The following is a 16,962-nucleotide window of genomic DNA, read 5'->3' as shown; positions in this document are numbered from 1 at the left end:
GGAACCCCGACGGGGCTACCGGCCCCACAAAGATAAGCAGAAGAGCTGGCTGACCGCCTGTTGTGCCTAGCGTGCGGCGGGTTGCGCCGCCGAGACCGCCTGGGCCGGCGGCACCGTCACGCCGGGCAGGGTGGGCGTGAACGGCACGGCGCCGGGCACGCTCGGCATCGCGGGCAGCGTGGCCGGCAGGCCGCTGCTCTGCTGCGCCGACTGCATCAGCCCCATCATCTGCGGCAAGGTCAACGGCAGCTTGCACTGCGAGGACAGCGTCACCAGCGGCGCCTGGAGGTTCTGCAGCGCGGCACCCTCCTGCGGGTTGGCGTCGAAGTAGGTCTTCAGCGCTGCCAACGACTGCGGGCCGGGTTGCTGCTGCGAGATGGTGGTCAAGGTCTGGTTGGCGACCGGGTGTGCATCCAGGTAGGTGCCGGTCGAGGTGGCCACCATGCCGATGGTCTTGGCGACCTGGCTGGCCGCGCACGGATCCTGGCCCGCACCGGCCGACGGGGCACCGAACGACGTCACCACGACACCGCCGAGCGCAGTTACAGCGAACACCCCGGCAAGTCCACGGCGAACGGTCACACTGGTCGTCTTCATGGCAAATCTCCTCACGGGTTTACCGGCCAACTACGGCCGTGTAAACACTCGGCAAACACTGCTTTCCCGGGGTGGCACCTGAAGACGTGCCGGACCGCATCCGGGATTGGGCTCCCGCCATCTTGCCATCGGCGCCGGGTCACTGCCCAATCCACACAGCAAACATCCAGGTCACCGGCCGGTTGGCTGCGGCCCGAGCGACGCCCCAACCGTCACACCCAGGGTTGCTGGCGGGTCCCGAAATTGCCCGGTTGCAGTTGGATCAAGGTTCCCGCCAGGCGCCTCAACGGCGCTCGCGAGCCGGTCACCCTACCCCATACTGGGGTAGGGTCGGCCGCACGCAACGCCGATCAAAAACACTCCGGTGGCAACCGGGACGACCGCAGGAAGAAGGTTCGCCATCCAGCAGTTGATGATGCGGCTGAGCGGTCTGCTTCGGCGTTGGCGCTGGGCGGTTTTCGCCACCTGGCTGCTGCTCATGGTGCCGTCTCTGTATCTCGCGGCGACCCAGTCCAGCAATCTCAGCGGTGGCGGGTTCGAAGTCGCCGGCTCCCAGTCCCTGCACGTCCAGTACGAGCTCGAGGACCACTTCCCCGACGAGGGCGCCTCGCCGCTGGCCTTGGTCGCGGCCCCGAACGCCAACGCGTCGCAAGAAGACATGACCGCCGCCGTCGACGAGCTGAAACGCATCGCCGCGGGCTTCTCCAACGTCAAGGTCGTGCCCGACCCCACACAGGCCGAGCCGCAGGCCGGCAAACCCTACGTCGTGACGTTGCGGCTCGACTTCAACAACAGCGGCGCCGTCGACATCGCCAAGAAGCTGCGTAAGGCCGTCGGCGTCGAGGGTGGCAAGCCCGGTAAGACCGCCGACGGCAAGGTCCGGCTGTACGTCATCGGGCAGGGTGCGCTCGGCGCGGCCGCCAGTGAGACCACCAAGCACGACGTCGCCGAGGCCGAGAAGTGGAACCTGCCGATCGTGCTGATCGTGCTGCTCGCGGTGTTCGGGTCACTCGCCGCCGCGGCCATGCCGATGCTGCTCGGCGCCTGCACGGTGATCGTGACGATGGGCGTGGTCTACCTCCTGTCCATCTGGGTCACCATGAGCGTCTTCGTGACAACGACGCTGTCGATGTTCGGCATCGCGCTGGCCGTCGACTATTCGCTGTTCATCCTCATGCGCTTCCGCGAGGAGCTCCGTGCCGGCCGGGACCCGGAACAGGCCGTCGACGCGTCGATGGCGACGTCCGGGCTCGCGGTACTGCTGTCGGGGCTGACGGTGATCGCCTCGATCACCGGCATCTACCTGATCGGCACGCCGGTGCTGTCGTCGATGGCCACCGGCGCCATCCTGGCCGTCGCCGTCGCGGTGCTGACCTCGACCACCCTGATCCCGGCGGTGCTGGCCACGTTCGGCAAGCGGGTCGCCAAACGCTCGTCGTGGCTGCACGTCACGCGCCGCCCGGACGTCACGCAGTCACGGTTCTGGACCCAGTGGACCGAACGCACCATGCGGCGTCCATGGCTGTCGGCGCTGCTGGCCGCCGTCTTCCTGATCGCTCTGGCGGCACCGTCGTTCGGGATGCAGCTGGGCAACAGCATGCTGCGGCAGTTCCAGCCGACCCACGAAATCCGGGGCGGCGTGGCCGCGGCGGCCGAAGCGCTGGGCCCGGGTGCCCTCGGCCCGATCCGGGTCCTGGCGACGTTCCCCGACGCGACGGCCTCCGACCCGCAGAACACCGCGACCCTCGACGCGCTGCACCAGACCATGACGCAGGCGCCCGACGTGTCGCAGGTGGCACCGCCGGTGTTCAGCAACGACAACCGCAGCGCCCTGTTCTCGGTCGTGCTCGCGGTCGATCCCGAGGATCTGGTCGCCCGCGACTCGATCACGTGGCTGCGGCAGCATCTGCCGGGCGTCGCGGGCCCGAATGTCGCGATCGCGGTCGGCGGACCGACGGCGCTGATCATGGACTTCGACCACCGCGTCGCGAACACCGAGGTTCTGGTGTTCGTCTTCGTGTCGCTGATCGCGTTCGTGATGCTGCTGATCTCGATCCGCTCGGTCGTGCTGGCGCTCAAGGGCGTCCTGATGACGGTGCTGTCGGTGGCCGCGGCCTACGGCAGCCTGGTGATCGTCTTCGAGTGGGGCTGGTTCAGCGCGCTCGGGTTCAAGCCCCTGGAATCGCTGGACACCACCATTCCGCCGCTGGTGCTGGCGATGACCTTCGGTCTGTCCATGGACTACGAGATCTTCCTGCTGACCCGCATCCGGGAACGCTTCCTGCAGACCGGCAACACCCGCGACGCCGTCGCGTACGGCGTCAGCACCAGCGCCCGGACCATCACCAGCGCCGCGCTGATCATGATCGCCGTCTTCATCGGTTTCGCATTCGCCGGCATGCCGCTGGTGGCGCAGATGGGCGTGGCGTGCGCCGTCGCCATCGCGGTCGACGCGACGGTCGTGCGGCTGGTCCTGGTGCCCGCGCTGATGGCGATGTTCGACCAGTGGAACTGGTGGCTGCCCGCGTGGCTGGACCGCCTGCTGCCGTCGGTGGATTTCGAGAAGCCGCTGCCCACCACCGACACCGGCAGCCTGGTCATCATCCCCGACGACATCTCTGCCCTCGGCCCCTCCGGCTCCGAACTGCGCAGCGTCGTCAAGTCCGCGGCGAAGCTGCAAAACCTTGCCGCACAGACGGTTACGGTCTCCGACCCGCTGGCGTTCAGCGGGTGCAGCGGCGGCGAGCCCGGCGAGCCGCAGTACGTGCCGCGGGCCGTGCCGCGCCGCATCGCGGCGGCACCCGCCCGCAAGGACGGGTCGCGCACCGGGTTGGCACTGCTGCGACGCCGCTCGCACGGTCAGTCCCGGTCCGCGTCGGACAACCCCGACGTGCACCCGGTCACCATGTGGGGCGGACGGCTGTCGGTCGCGCTCGACGCCCTGTCGCTCAGCGAGAGCGACGGCCCCGCCATCGAGCGCCGCAGCCCGGTGGAGACCACGACGGTACTGCTGCCCACCGGCGACCGGCTGGAGATCCCGACGGGCGCCGAAACGCTGCGGCTCAAGGGCTACCTGATCATGTCCCGCAACAGCGTCCAGGACTACGCCGACTTCGTCGACCTGGTGTCATGCATGGACATCCGGACTGCGGCCGCGGTTCTCGCCGGAATTGACGGGTATTACTGTGGAGAACGGTCGAAGAACCAGTGGGTGGCCACCCAGTTGGTCCGCAGGTTGGCCGACCCGCACCCGTTCGACGACCAGGAAACGGCAGATTGGCCCGACGTCAAACAGCGTTGTCTGGCGGTGGCAGTGGCCATGTTGGAGGAGGCGAGGTGACGTTGACATCCGAAGTGAGGGACACCCCTTCTGGTGCCGACGATCCCGGTGCCTCTACCGCAGCCGGCACCAACGGGGCACCGACCGTCGCGTTCCCGGCGCAGGCCCCCGGCGAGAAGCCCGTCGAGTTCTGGTCGACGTCGGCCATCCGCGCCGCGTTGGAGAACGACGACCTGGCGGTGTGGCAGCGCATCGTCGTGGCCATCAAGCGTGACCCGTTCGGCCGCACGGCCCGTCAGGTCGAAGAGATCCTGGCGACGACCAACCCCTACGGCATCTCCAAGGCGTTGTCCGAGGTGCTGGACCGCACCCGCACCCAGCTCGAGGCCAACGAATGCGCCGAGGTGGCCCGCCAGATCCGGCTGCTGATGGAACGCTCCGGCCTCAGCGAGACCGAGTTCGCGTCCCGCATCGGTGTTGGCGCACAAGAACTTTCGGCCTACGTGGCCGGTACCACCAGCCCGTCGGCCGCGCTGCTGGTGCGGATGCGCCGGCTCTCGGACCGGTTCGCCCGGATGCGTTCCGCCCGTTCCTGAGCGGGCGTCCCACCGCGTCTAACGTGACGCGATCGGGGTCACATCCATGACCAGCCAGTGTCCGTCCTGCTTGGTCAGCGTGACCCGCAGGCCCAGGACCGTCGCCTGCGCAGGCTTGTTGGGGCTGTTCTGAGTGGCCCGCATGACCACCGCGACACTCGCGAAATTCGGGCCGATGGTCTCGATACCGGCCGAGATGGTGCTGGCCTGGCCGGCCACCCCGCGACTGGTGAGATCCTTGGCGACCGCATTGAACTCGTTGCGGTAGGCCTCCGCGCGTTGCGGCGCCATCAGCGACGTGGCGCGGTCGATCGAGACGTTCGGTGCGCCGGGGGTGAAGGTCGCCGACGCCTCCGCGACGCTGCTGGCGATACCGACAACCGTGGACATGTCGTTGCTGGTGGCGCGGTCCGGCACCGTCCACTTGGTGTAGCCCACGATGGCGGCCGCGGCCACGGCGACCGCCGTCAGCCCGACGGCCGCGAGCCGCAGCTTGGGCGCGTCGTCATCGGTGCCCATCGTCACGCCGTCCCGGCGGAAGAGCACGAAGTTGACCACCGACGCCTGCAGCACCAGCAGCCCGACGATCGTGCCCACCACGACCCACCACAGCGGCCGCTCCAGGGCCAGCCCGATGTAGACGAGGCTCGCCAGCACCGCGAGCGGCGCCAGGACGTCAAAGACCAGTACCCGCCACGCGTTCCTCATCGCAGCGACTCCAATCGCGAGATCAGCATCTTGCCGCCGACGTCGGACACCCCGAGGCGCAGCCGCCAGCGCACGGTCTGCGGCTTGGCACCGGCGTTCTGGCTCACGGACGTCGCGATCACCATCACCGTCGTGGTGTCCGACGAGATGGCCGCCAGCTCCGGCTGGACCGGCGGTTTGCCCTGCTCCCCCTGCGGCACGTGATGCAGCGTCTCCAGCGCGACGGACTCGATCTGTCCGGCGGTCTGGCTCTGCAGCTTCTGCACCAGCTGGGTGAACGGCGCGACCGTCGCGTCGAAGTCGGCGTTGAGCTGGCCGACCGTGCCCTCGTGCAGCTTCGGCACGTTGACGGCGACGTTGTCCTTGGTCATGTTGATCAGCAGGCTGGCCCACTCGGCGGCGGCCTTCATCGCCTGCGCCTCGTGCGCGCGCTCCGCATCGTCGGCGCGGTGGCCCAGGTAGACCCAGGTCGCGACCGCTACCGCCACCACCGCGATGACGCCAAGCACCGCCGAGGCGATGCCGTAGGGGCTGAAGATTCGATCAGCCTGATCGCTCGGCGGCGTGGCCTTGGCGGCGGGCTTGGCATCCGTGGCCGCGCGGGCCGGCGCGGCGTCTTCCGCTGCGTCTGTTTCGGCGGAGTCTTCGCTGCGCTCGTCGGGCATGCGCGTGAGGCTACCCGCAGCGCCCGCCGGCACTGCAGCGGCGATGGCAGGATGGCGAGGTGACTCTCGAAGCTACCTCTCCCCGATCCGGTATCGACCTGAGCTACCTCGACGCCGGGGCCCGTCCGCAGGACGACCTGTTCGGTCACGTCAACGGCCGCTGGCTCACCGACTACGACATCCCGGCCGACCGGGCCACCGACGGTGCCTTCCGGCTGCTGGCCGACCGCGCCGAGGAACAGGTGCGCGATCTCATCACGACAGCCTCGGGCCCGGTTGGCTCCGATGCTCAACGCATCGGCGACCTGTACGCGAGCTTCATGGACACCGCGCGGGTCGACGCCGTCGGCCTGGCGCCGTTGCTGGCTGAGTTGGCTCTGGTCTCGGACGCCGCAGACGCCGCCGCCTTGGCCGCCGTGCTGGGCGGGCTGCAGCGCACCGGCGTCGGTGGTGGCGCCGGCGCGTACGTCGACACCGACTCCAAGGACTCGACCCGGTACCTGCTGCACTTCACGCAGTCCGGCCTCGGCCTGCCCGACGAGTCGTACTACCACGAGCCGGCGCACGCCGCGGTGCTGGCCGCCTACCCGGAGCACATCGCGCGCATGCTGAGCCTGGTGTTCGGGGGCGACCAGTCCGAGACGGCCGCCCGGATCGTGGCGCTGGAGACCAAACTTGCCGCGGCGCACTGGGATGTGGTGAAGCGCCGCGACGCGGACCTGAGCTACAACCTGCGGCGGTTCAGCGATCTGGCCGACGAGGCACCCGGCTTCGACTGGGCCGGTTGGCTGTCGGCGGTGGGTACGTCGACCGACGTGGTCGCGGAAGTCGTTGTACGGCAACCGGACTTCCTGGTGGCGTTCGCGGCGTTGTGGGCCGCCGAGCCGCTCGAGGACTGGCAGGCCTGGCTGAGCTGGCGCCTGATCAGCGGCCGCGCCCCGATCCTGACCGACGACCTGATCGCCGAGAACTTCGCGTTCTACGGCCGTCTCCTGTCCGGCACCGAGGAAATCCGGGACCGCTGGAAGCGCGGCGTCGGCCTGGTCGAGGGTCTGATGGGCGACGCCGTCGGAAAGCTGTACGTGGACCGGCATTTCCCGCCCGCACACAAGGCCCGCATGGATGAACTGGTGGCCAACCTGCGCGAGGCCTACCGGGTCAGCATCACCAACCTGGAGTGGATGACGCCGGAAACCCGGCAGCGCGCGCTGGCCAAGCTGGACAAGTTCACCCCGAAGATCGGCTACCCCGCGCGCTGGCGCGACTACTCGGCGCTGGTGATCGAGGCCGGCGACCTGTACGGCAACTACCTGCGCGGCCAGGCCGTGGAGCACGACCGGGAGCTGGCCAAGCTGGGCAGCGAGGTGGACCGCGACGAGTGGTTCATGACGCCGCAGACGGTGAACGCCTACTACAACCCGGGCATGAACGAGATCGTCTTCCCCGCAGCCATTCTGCAGCCGCCGTTCTTCGACGCCGACGCCGACGATGCCGCCAACTACGGCGGCATCGGCGCGGTGATCGGGCATGAGATCGGGCACGGGTTCGACGACCAGGGCGCCAAGTACGACGGCGACGGCAACCTCGTCGACTGGTGGACCGACGCCGACCGCGCCGAATTCGGTTTGCGCACAAAGGCGTTGATCGAGCAGTACGAGGCGTTCTCACCACGCGCGCTGGAAGCCTCTCATCATGTCAACGGCGCGTTCACCGTCGGCGAGAACATCGGCGACCTGGGCGGACTGTCCATCGCGCTGCTGGCCTACGAGCTGTCACTGGGCGGTGCGGAAGCCCCGGTGATCGACGGGCTGACCGGTGTCCAGCGCGTCTACTTCGGCTGGGCGCAGGTGTGGCGCACCAAATCCCGTGACGCCGAAGCCATTCGGCGCTTGGCCGTCGACCCGCACTCGCCGCCGGAGTTCCGGTGCAACGGCGTCATCCGGAACATCGACTCGTTCTACGAGGCGTTCGATGTCAGCACCTCCGACGAGCTCTACCTCGAGCCCACCGAGCGCGTGCGGATCTGGAACTAGCTGCAAACCGCGAAAACCCCCTATTTCCTTGGAAATAGGGGGTTTTCGCGGTTATTGGCGGGTCAGCGCGTGCCGGAGCCCGAACCCGAGCCGGTGCCCGTGGACGGAGCCGCGGGGGTCTGCATGCCCCACTGCCAGTCGCCCGCGCCGTCCGAGTAGTTGTACAAGCCGACCGAGTTCTTCACGACGATCGGGTCGCCGCTGCCGAACTGGTCGTAGAACCACTTGGCGTTGTCGGGCGCCAGGTTGATACAGCCGTGGCTGACGTTGCGCTTGCCCTGGTCGGCCACCGACCACGGGGCGCTGTGCACGAACGCACCGCTGTTGTCGATGCGGACCGCCCACTGCACCTTCAGCTTGTAGCCCTGCGGCGAGTCGACGGGGACGCCGTAGGTCGACGAGTCCATCACCACGTCCGCGAACTTCTCCAGCACGTAGTAGGTGCCGTTCTTGGTCTCGTCGCCGGCCTTGCCCATGGACATCGGGAAGGTCTTCTCGACCACGCCGTTGCGGCTGATGGTCATCTGATGCGTGGCGTTGTCCGCCGTCGCCACCAGCGAGTCACCGGTGCGGAAGCTGGACTTGGTGCCCGCGGCGTCGATGTTGACGACGGTGTTCGCCGGCCAGAAGGCGATGGGCCGCCAGCGCAGCTGCGTGTCGGTCACCCAATAGAACATGCCCGGCACCGGCGGGTTCGACGAGATGTGCACGGCGTCCTGCGCCATCTGCTTGTTGGCGATGGGCCGCGCGAAGTTGATGTAGATCGGCTTGGCCACGCCCACCATGGACCCGTTGACCGGGTTGAAGGTCGGCGGGTTGAACGGCGGCTGGCCGACGAACGGCGTCGGGTTCTGGCCGGCCGGGGTGCCTGCCGGGATCGGCTGCGGTTCGCCGGGGACCGGGGCGCCCGGAACCGGGACCGGGGGTGGGAGGGGCGCGAACGGGTCACCGATCGGCGGGATCGGCGGCGGCAGGGGCGCCTCGGTGGGCAGACCCGGGTCGAGCGGCGCGGCTGCCACGCCTGGGTCCGGCGCATCCGGGTCGGCCAGCGCCGACGGAGTTACGACGGTCATCCCGGCGACCAGTCCGGCCGCCACGACCGCGGTCAGGAGCTTGCTCTTCCACTGCGGCATCCGCCACCTCCAGTTCACAACTTTCCCCAGTGTCGCACAGCAATCTGGCCGGCTACTGGGACTGACCTGCGGCGCAGCCGCAGTACGTCAGGCGGGAATGCCCCCTGACCTGGGTTGTTCATCGGCCGCGCGGCGTCATCTGTTACCTGCGCCGCAAAGGCCCGCGACCCGCTAGGGCCGCACCAATCGGGCGATCGCCGAACGATCCGCGCACAATCGACCATGTGATTGTTGCATTCAGCGTCAGCCCGATGGGTGGCGACGAAGCCGGGGGTGTCGGTGCGGCCGTCGCAGCGGCCGTGCGAGTGGTGCGAGAGTCGGGCCTGCCCAACGAGACCAACGCGATGTTCACGAACATCGAGGGCGAATGGGACGAGGTGATGGCCGTGGTCAAACGGGCCGTAGAAGCGGTGGCTGCGGTGTCGCCCCGCGTCAGTCTGGTCCTCAAAGCCGACATCCGCCCGGGCTACACCGGCCAGCTCACCGCGAAGGTCCAGCGCATCGAGAGTGAACTCGGCAGGTAGCCGGATTTCGCTCCACCGCGACCGCTAACACGATCGACACACGGCGGTACTGCCAGCGCCATTATTCTGCCGACAATCGTCAGGCATGGGTTCAGATGCGCACGGCGGTCAGGAGCGTAGCGACCGGGGAATCAGTACCGGTCCCACGATCGGCCCGTCGGTGGCCGAGATCCTCGATTCCCACGCCGGTGGCACCGGTTCCCCGGCCAAGACCGCGGCCCGCGTCGCCGATGCCATCGCCGCCCGCGGTGACGACGGCACCTGGCTGTCCGTCGTGCCCCGCGAGGAACTGCTGGCGGCCGCGGTCGAGATCGAGAACAGGCCCGGTGCCCGCACCCTGCCGCTGTACGGCGTGCCGTTCGGGGTGAAGGACAGCATCGACGTCGCCGGGGTGCCCACCACCCTGTCCTGCCCCGACTACGCATACGTCGCGGAGCGCACCGCACCGGCGGTGCAACGCCTGCTCGACGCGGGTGCGCTCTACGTCGGCAAGACCAACCTCGACCAGTTCGCCACCGGCCTCAACGGCACGCGCACGCCCTACCCGGTGCCGCGCAGCGTCTTCGGTGGTGGGCTCATCTCGGGCGGGTCCAGTTCGGGCTCCGCGCTGGCGGTGGCGCTGGGCCAGGTGCCGTTCGCGGTGGCCACCGACACCGCAGGGTCCGGACGGGTACCCGCCGCCCTCAACGGTGTGGTGGGTTTCAAACCGTCCCGCGGGCTGATCAGCACGGTCGGATTGGTACCGGCGTGCAAGTCGCTGGACTGCCTCAGCGTGATGGCCGGCTGCATCGACGACGTGGACCGGGTGTTCGACGTGATGGCCGCCCGCGACGACGCCGACGCGTGGTCGCGCGACCGGGGCCCGCGCCACGACGGCGGCCCGATCCAGGTCGGGCTGCCTCCGGTCGCCGAGCTGGAGTTCTTCGGCGACGACGCCATGCGCGCGGCGCATCTGCGTTTCCGTGAACACCTCGAGCGCCAGGCCGTGATCGTGGACGTGTCGCTCGAGCCGTTCCTCGCCGCGGGAGCGCTGCTCTATCAAGGCCCGTGGGTGGCCGAAAGGCTGGTCGAGTTCGGTGATTTCCTTGCCCAGCAACCCGATTCGATCCACCCCGTGGTGCGGGAGATCTTCCGCAGCGGGCTGACCTACACCGCGGTGGACGCGTTCGCCGCACTGCAGAAACTGCAGGACCTCAAGGCCGAGGTGGGCCGCCTCTGGCAGACCATGGACCTCCTCGTGGTGCCGACCATCGGGACCACGTTCACCGTCGAACAGGTGCTCGCGAACCCGATCAACTGCAACACGATGCTGGGCCACTACACACATTTCGGCAATCTGCTCGACCTGGTGGGCGTCGCGGTCCCGCTCGGAGCGACCGGTGACGGACGTCCGTACAGCGCGATGCTGCTGGGCAACGCGCTGTCGGACGACACCGCACTGACCTTGGCGGCGCGAATCCTCGATGAGCCCCGCCCGTCGGCCGCGGTCGCCGCGTCGATGGTCGAGGAACTCGCATGACGACCGTCGCCGTCCCCGCCGAACCCACGCCGTTCCCGCTCGTGCCGGATCAGACCGCGCTGATCGTCATCGACATGCAGCGCGATTTCCTGCTGCCCGGCGGGTTCGGCGAGAGCCTGGGCAACGACGTGGGACAGCTGCTCAAGGTGGTGCCGCCGCTGGCCGCGCTCATCGCCGCGGCCCGCGAGGCCGGAATCCTGGTGATCCACACCAGGGAGGGCCACGAGCCCGACCTATCTGACTGCCCGCCCGCCAAGCTCAATCGCGGGGCACCGTCGAAACGGATCGGCGACCCCGGCAAGTACGGGCGCATTCTCATCCGCGGCGAATACGGTCACGACATCGTCGACGAGCTGGCCCCGATCGACGGCGAGGTGGTGATCGACAAGCCGGGCAAGGGCGCGTTCTACGCCACCGAGCTGCAGGACGTGCTGACCGGTGCGGGCATCACGCAACTGCTCGTCACCGGCGTCACCACCGAGGTGTGCGTGCACACCACCACGCGCGAAGCCAACGACCGCGGCTACGAGTGCCTCGTCGTATCTGATTGCGTCGGTTCGTATTTCCCGGATTTCCAGCGGGTGGGACTGGAGATGATCACCGCGCAGGGTGGCATTTTCGGCTGGGTCGCAGACACCGCGGCGGTCATTCCCGCACTGCAGCAACTCGCCGCTCCGTCACCTTCCGCGGTCTAGAGAGGACCTTCGCCATGTCCACCGACGTCTCCGATCCCCCGGCCGCCGACACCCCGAAGCCGGCCACGTCCATCCCGTGGTGGACGCGCGGCGACACCAACGCGTTCTTCGGGCTGGGATTCAACATCCTGGTGAACGTGCTGACGCTGACGGGCCTCATGATCGGCGTCGTCAAGGTTCCGGCCGGTGACGTACTGGGCACCATCCTGCCGGCTCTCGGGGTGGCCCTGATCCTCGGGAACCTCTATTACACGTTCCTGGCCCACCGGCTCGCCCGGCGCGAAAACCGCACGGATGTAACGGCTTTGCCGTACGGACCCAGTGTGCCGCACATGTTCATCGTCGTCTTCGTGGTGATGCTGCCGGTGTACCTGAAGACCAAGGACGCGATGCAGGCTTGGCAGGCGGGACTGGCCTGGGCCTTCATGATCGGCATCATCGTGATGATCGGCGCCTTCGTCGGGCCCTATATCCGCAAGCTGACGCCGCGGGCGGCGATGCTGGGCACCCTGGCCGGTATCTCGATCACGTTCATCTCGATGCGGCCCGCCGCCCAGATGTGGGAGGCCGCCTGGATCGGTCTGCCCGTGCTGGCGATCATCCTCATCGGCTTCTTCACGGACGTGAAGCTGCCGTTCGGTATTCCGGTGGGGCTGGCCGCCCTGCTCGTCGGTACCGCCATCGGGTGGATCGGCGGGTTCATGTCGCCCCCTGATGTCGCCAAAGCGGTGTCCGACATCGCGATCGGACTGCCCGACCTGCGGATCGGCATGTTGTTCTCCGGCCTGTCGCATCTGGCCCCGCTGCTCGGTACCGCGATCCCCCTGGGTGTCTACAACTTCACCGAAGCGATGAGCAATGTGGAGAGCGCGGCCGCCGCAGGCGACAACTACAACTTGCGCAGCGTGCTGCTCGCGGACGGCGCGGGCGCGGTGATCGGGTCGGCCTTCGGTTCACCGTTCCCACCCGCCGTCTACATCGGCCACCCCGGCTGGAAGGACGCCGGCGGCCGGGCCGGGTACTCACTGGCCAGCGGTGTGGTGATCGGGATCTTCTGCTTCCTGGGCCTGTTCGGCGTGCTCGACGCGCTGCTGCCGGTACCCGCGATCGTCCCGATCCTGCTCTACATCGGTCTGCTGATCGGTGCCCAGGCGTTCCAGGCGGTGCCGCGCTTACACGCCGTCGCCGTGGTCGCCGCCCTGCTGCCGAACCTGGCGCAGTGGGCCGGCGGCCTGGTCGACAACGCACTGAACGCCGCGGGCACCTCGGCCGGTGCGGTGGGGATGGACAAGCTCAACGGCGCGGGCGTGGTCTACCAGGGGCTGCAGACCCTGGGCCAGGGCGCGGTACTGGTCGGCCTGATCTTGGGCACCATGGTGACCTTCATCCTGGAGAAGAAGTTTCTCTACGCGGCCATCGCATCGGTCGTCGGGGCGGCGCTGTCGTTCATCGGCCTGATCCACGCACCCGAGGTGTCGTGGGCGGCCAATCCTCAGGTGGCCCTGGGCTACCTGTTCTTCGGTCTGGTGTGCGCCGGGTATTCGCGGTTACCCGGCGCCAACGACCCGGTCACGGTCGACGAGTCGGACATCGTCGCCGGGCATTGACCACCTTGCCTCTGTAGCGGGGGCGCTGGTTACTCGCACAAGTACGCCGCCGGTCCAGGGTCAACGATGATTCAGGACCGGACCAAGCGCGCAATCGCCGCGGAGGCCTCGGCCAGCTTCTGCTCGGCCTCGTCGCCGCCGGCTGCCACCGCGTGGCTCACGCAGTGCCCCAGGTGCTCGTCGAGCAATGCCAGCGCGACCGACTGCAGCGCACTGTTCACGGCGCTGATCTGCGTCAACACGTCGATGCAGTACTTGTCCTCATCGATCATCTTGGCGATGCCGCGAACCTGGCCCTCGACCCGTCGTAGCCTCTTGGCGTAGTTGTCCTTGTTCGGCGAATAGCCATGTTGGGCCTCCTGCGGCGCATCGCCGTGAGAAGTCTCGGAGTGGCCCCGTGCGGCCCCCGACTCGTCTGCCGTCATAAGCCCAGCGTACCGCATACCCCTTAGGGGTATCCAATGGAATTTCGCTTGGCGGCGGCGGGCATAATTACCTGCATGTCTGCAGATCAGCCCGATATCAAGCCCCGCAGCCGCGACGTCACCGACGGCCTCGAGAAAACCGCAGCCCGAGGCATGCTGCGCGCGGTAGGTATGGGCGACGACGACTGGGTCAAGCCGCAGATCGGCGTCGGGTCATCGTGGAACGAGATCACCCCCTGCAACATGTCGCTGCAGCGGCTGGCGCAGTCCGTCAAGGCGGGCGTGCACGCCGCCGGCGGTTACCCGCTGGAGTTCGGCACCATCTCCGTCTCCGACGGCATCTCGATGGGCCACGAGGGCATGCACTTCTCGCTGGTGTCCCGCGAGGTCATCGCCGACAGCGTCGAGACCGTGATGCAGGCCGAGCGCCTGGACGGCTCCGTGCTGCTCGCCGGCTGCGACAAGTCCATCCCCGGCATGCTGATGGCCGCCGCCCGACTCGACCTGGCCAGCGTCTTCTTCTACAACGGCTCGATCATGCCCGGCGTGGCGAAGCTGACCGACGGCACCGAGAAGGAAGTCACCATCATCGACGCCTTCGAGGCCGTCGGTGCGTGCGCCCGCGGGCTGATGTCCCGCGAGGACGTCGACATCATCGAGCGCGCCATCTGTCCGGGCGAGGGTGCCTGTGGCGGTATGTACACCGCCAACACCATGGCGTCGGCGGCCGAGGCCCTCGGTATGTCGTTGCCGGGCAGCGCATCTCCCGTCGCGATCGACAAGCGCCGCGACGAATACGCCCGCAAGTCCGGTGAAGCCGTCGTCGAGATGCTGCGCCGCGGCATCACCGCGCGCGACATCCTGACCAAGGAAGCCTTCGAGAACGCCATCGCCGTGGTCATGGCGTTCGGCGGGTCCACCAACGCGGTGCTGCACCTGCTGGCCATCGCCCGCGAGGCCGAGGTCGAGCTGACGCTCGCCGACTTCACCCGCGTCGGCAACAAGGTGCCGCACCTGGCCGACGTGAAACCCTTCGGCCGCCACGTGATGAAGGACGTCGACGAGATCGGCGGCGTGCCCGTGGTGATGCGCGCGCTGCTGGATGCCGGTCTGCTGCACGGTGATTGCCTCACCGTCACCGGCAAGACCATGGCCGAGAATCTCGCCCACATCGCCCCGCCCGACCCAGACGGCAAGGTGCTGCGCGCGATGAACAACCCGATCCACCCGACCGGCGGCATCACCATCCTGCACGGCTCGCTGGCACCCGAGGGCGCCGTCGTGAAGTCGGCCGGCTTCGACTCCGACGTGTTCGAGGGCACCGCACGGGTTTTCGAGCGCGAGCGCGCTGCCCTCGACGCACTGGAGGACGGCACCATCACGCACGGCGACGTCGTCGTCATCCGCTACGAGGGTCCCAAGGGCGGCCCGGGCATGCGCGAAATGCTGGCCATCACCGGCGCCATCAAGGGCGCTGGCCTGGGCAAGGACGTGCTGCTGATGACCGACGGCCGCTTCTCGGGCGGGACGACGGGCCTGTGCGTCGGGCACATCGCACCGGAGGCCGTCGACGGCGGGCCCATCGCGTTCGTGCGCGACGGTGACCGCATCCGGCTCGACGTCGCGAACGGCACGCTCGACCTCCTCGTCGACGAGGCCGAATTGGCCTCGCGCCGTGAAGGATTCGAGCCGTTGCCGCCGCGCTACAAGACCGGCGTGCTGGCCAAGTACACCAAGCTGGTCCAGTCGGCCGCCGTCGGCGCGGTCTGCAACTAAGGAGTCCCCTGCCCGCGAGCGTGCGTGTCTGTACTTGGACACGCCGCCAACGGCGTGCATTTCGCGCACGCTCGCGGGCCGGTACAGTGACGATCGGGCGCGCAGGACCGCCCGACGTCCGCTCGAAGGGGCTCAGCCTCCCTGCTTGTTGAGTTTTAGTGACCGACCTCTTCTCGGCCCGATTCGCGGACGCGGGCGCATGAGAGGAGGCCGTCATGGCCAGCACACTGCCCACCAATCCGTCCCTGGACAAGCTGCGCGTCGAAGCACGCACGCTGCAACGGGCGAACGGCATTGCCCTACACGCCGCCCAGTTCGCCGTCGCCCGCAACTACGGCTTCACCGGGTGGCCCGCGCTGGTGCACTACCTTCGGCTGGCCGCTGATCTGAGCGTCGACCCGGGCGCCGTCGACGAGGATGCCCTCTCCCCTGCCGACTGGTTCTGCTCCTGGGCGACGTTGCGCTACAACGAATCCGACGCCCCACCCCGTTGGCAGTCCGCCGCCGACCTGCTCGCGGCCGATCCCGGGCTGGTTTCCCGCAGCGTCTGGGCCGCGGCCTGCGCTTCGGATCCGGTCGCGCTCGCCGACCATCTCGCCGGGCGACCAGCGCTCGCGAACGCCGGCGGTGGGCCGTTCGGTTGGGTGCCCCTGATGTATCTGTGCTACTCACGTATCCCCTTGGACCGCAGCGCAAACGACGTCCTGACAGCAGCCACGGTGCTACTCGACGCCGGCGCAGACCCGAACGCCGGCTATCTGTGGTGCGGCATGTCGACGCCGTTCACGCTGTTGACCGGGGTGTTCGGCGAAGGCGAACAGGGACCGCGCCGTCAGCCCCGGCATCCCCACGCAGCCGAACTCGCGACGCTGCTGCTGCGCCGTGGCGCCCATCCGGTCGATCAGCAGACGCTCTACAACCGGATGTTCCGCCCCGACGATTCGCACCTGGAGCTGCTGTTCGCCCACGGCTTGGCCGACGCCGGGCCGAGTCCGTGGGAACGTCGACTCGGTGAGGCGATGGAGACCCGGGAACAGCTGTGGCAGCGGCAGATTCACTGGGCCGCCGAGCACGGATTCGGCGATCGCCTCGACCTGCTCGCCCGGCACGGCATCGATGTATCCGGTGCCACAGTTGTCGTTCCGGCCTTTCCCGACGATCCGAATACCCGCGACGACGATGGGGCGACGCCGCTGCACCAGGCCGCATGGGAAGGCGATCTGGAGCTGATCCGGCGGCTGCTGGAGGCGGGCGCTGACCCGTCGATCACCGATACGCGGTTCGGTTCGACGCCGTTGGAATGGGCCGAACACGCCTATCAGACCGAGGCTGCGGACCTACTCCGGCCGGGCGAGCCAAAGACGTTCTGACAGAAGTTGATCCACGAGACGGTGCGACGACCCC

At 68.4% G+C, this 16,962-nt stretch carries 14 protein-coding genes; 9 read left to right on the top strand and 5 right to left on the bottom strand.

Annotation, left to right across the window (positions count from 1 at the left end; genetic code table 11):
- Window positions 1-66: 66 nt before the first annotated feature.
- Window positions 67-597: a hemophore gene (locus AC1U2B_RS24050; protein ID WP_260934453.1), complete on the bottom strand. Its 531-nt coding sequence runs from the start codon at window positions 595-597 to the stop codon at window positions 67-69.
- A 412-nt stretch (window positions 598-1,009) separates the two neighbouring features.
- On the opposite strand from AC1U2B_RS24050, the gene AC1U2B_RS24045 reads away from it, so the two are divergent.
- Entirely contained in the window at window positions 1,010-3,937 is a 2,928-nt protein-coding gene (locus AC1U2B_RS24045) for an MMPL family transporter (RefSeq protein WP_480218847.1), read from the top strand.
- On the top strand, window positions 3,934-4,473 hold the full coding sequence (locus AC1U2B_RS24040; protein WP_260934454.1) for a helix-turn-helix domain-containing protein: 540 nt from the start codon (window positions 3,934-3,936) through the stop codon (window positions 4,471-4,473). Before AC1U2B_RS24045 ends, AC1U2B_RS24040 begins: the two co-directional genes overlap by 4 nt.
- A gap of 18 nt (window positions 4,474-4,491) precedes the next feature.
- Here the strand turns inward: AC1U2B_RS24040 and AC1U2B_RS24035 are convergent, their stop codons facing one another.
- The gene (locus AC1U2B_RS24035) at window positions 4,492-5,181 is read right to left on the bottom strand and encodes a hypothetical protein (RefSeq protein ID WP_480218755.1); all 690 of its coding nucleotides are present in this window, start codon (window positions 5,179-5,181) and stop codon (window positions 4,492-4,494) included.
- Window positions 5,178-5,846 carry a hypothetical protein gene (locus AC1U2B_RS24030; protein ID WP_480218754.1) on the bottom strand — a complete coding sequence of 223 codons (669 nt, stop codon included), beginning with the start codon at window positions 5,844-5,846 and terminating at the stop codon, window positions 5,178-5,180. Before AC1U2B_RS24030 ends, AC1U2B_RS24035 begins: the two co-directional genes overlap by 4 nt.
- A gap of 59 nt (window positions 5,847-5,905) precedes the next feature.
- Between AC1U2B_RS24030 and AC1U2B_RS24025 the strand changes: the two genes are divergently transcribed.
- Entirely contained in the window at window positions 5,906-7,879 is a 1,974-nt protein-coding gene (locus AC1U2B_RS24025) for a M13 family metallopeptidase (RefSeq protein ID WP_480218753.1), read from the top strand.
- 62 nt (window positions 7,880-7,941) lie between these two features.
- On the opposite strand, the gene AC1U2B_RS24020 is transcribed toward AC1U2B_RS24025, so the two are convergent.
- The gene (locus tag AC1U2B_RS24020; protein WP_480218752.1) at window positions 7,942-9,012 is read right to left on the bottom strand and encodes a L,D-transpeptidase; all 1,071 of its coding nucleotides are present in this window, start codon (window positions 9,010-9,012) and stop codon (window positions 7,942-7,944) included.
- Between the two features lie 224 nt (window positions 9,013-9,236).
- On the opposite strand from AC1U2B_RS24020, the gene AC1U2B_RS24015 reads away from it, so the two are divergent.
- The 4 genes from AC1U2B_RS24015 to AC1U2B_RS24000 all read left to right on the top strand — a co-directional run bounded on the left by AC1U2B_RS24015 (window position 9,237) and on the right by AC1U2B_RS24000 (window position 13,357).
- Window positions 9,237-9,536: an MTH1187 family thiamine-binding protein gene (locus AC1U2B_RS24015; RefSeq protein ID WP_043985609.1), complete on the top strand. Its 300-nt coding sequence runs from the start codon at window positions 9,237-9,239 to the stop codon at window positions 9,534-9,536.
- A gap of 85 nt (window positions 9,537-9,621) precedes the next feature.
- Entirely contained in the window at window positions 9,622-11,055 is a 1,434-nt protein-coding gene (locus AC1U2B_RS24010; RefSeq protein ID WP_480218751.1) for an allophanate hydrolase, read from the top strand.
- The gene (locus AC1U2B_RS24005) at window positions 11,052-11,750 is read left to right on the top strand and encodes a cysteine hydrolase family protein (RefSeq protein WP_480218750.1); all 699 of its coding nucleotides are present in this window, start codon (window positions 11,052-11,054) and stop codon (window positions 11,748-11,750) included. Before AC1U2B_RS24010 ends, AC1U2B_RS24005 begins: the two co-directional genes overlap by 4 nt.
- Window positions 11,751-11,764: 14 nt before the next feature.
- Window positions 11,765-13,357, top strand: coding sequence for a SulP family inorganic anion transporter (locus AC1U2B_RS24000; RefSeq protein ID WP_480218749.1), 1,593 nt, complete (start codon window positions 11,765-11,767; stop codon window positions 13,355-13,357).
- Window positions 13,358-13,428: 71 nt separating this feature from the next.
- Here the strand turns inward: AC1U2B_RS24000 and ricR are convergent, their stop codons facing one another.
- Complete coding sequence (ricR, locus tag AC1U2B_RS23995) at window positions 13,429-13,782, bottom strand: copper-sensing transcriptional repressor RicR (RefSeq protein WP_480218748.1); 354 nt, start codon at window positions 13,780-13,782, stop codon at window positions 13,429-13,431.
- Window positions 13,783-13,857: 75 nt separating this feature from the next.
- Here ricR and ilvD point away from each other — a divergent pair, with 75 nt between their 5' ends.
- Together ilvD and AC1U2B_RS23985 are read left to right on the top strand one after the other, a co-directional pair.
- Complete coding sequence (gene ilvD / locus AC1U2B_RS23990; protein ID WP_043391197.1) at window positions 13,858-15,558, top strand: dihydroxy-acid dehydratase; 1,701 nt, start codon at window positions 13,858-13,860, stop codon at window positions 15,556-15,558.
- Window positions 15,559-15,773: 215 nt separating this feature from the next.
- Window positions 15,774-16,928, top strand: a complete 1,155-nt coding sequence (locus tag AC1U2B_RS23985) for an ankyrin repeat domain-containing protein (protein ID WP_480218747.1) — start codon at window positions 15,774-15,776, stop codon at window positions 16,926-16,928.
- The last annotated feature ends 34 nt before the right edge of the window (window positions 16,929-16,962 follow it).

Source organism: Mycolicibacterium sp. P4_G11 (assembly GCF_056555145.1).
This window is presented reverse-complemented; position numbering and strand designations above follow the sequence as displayed.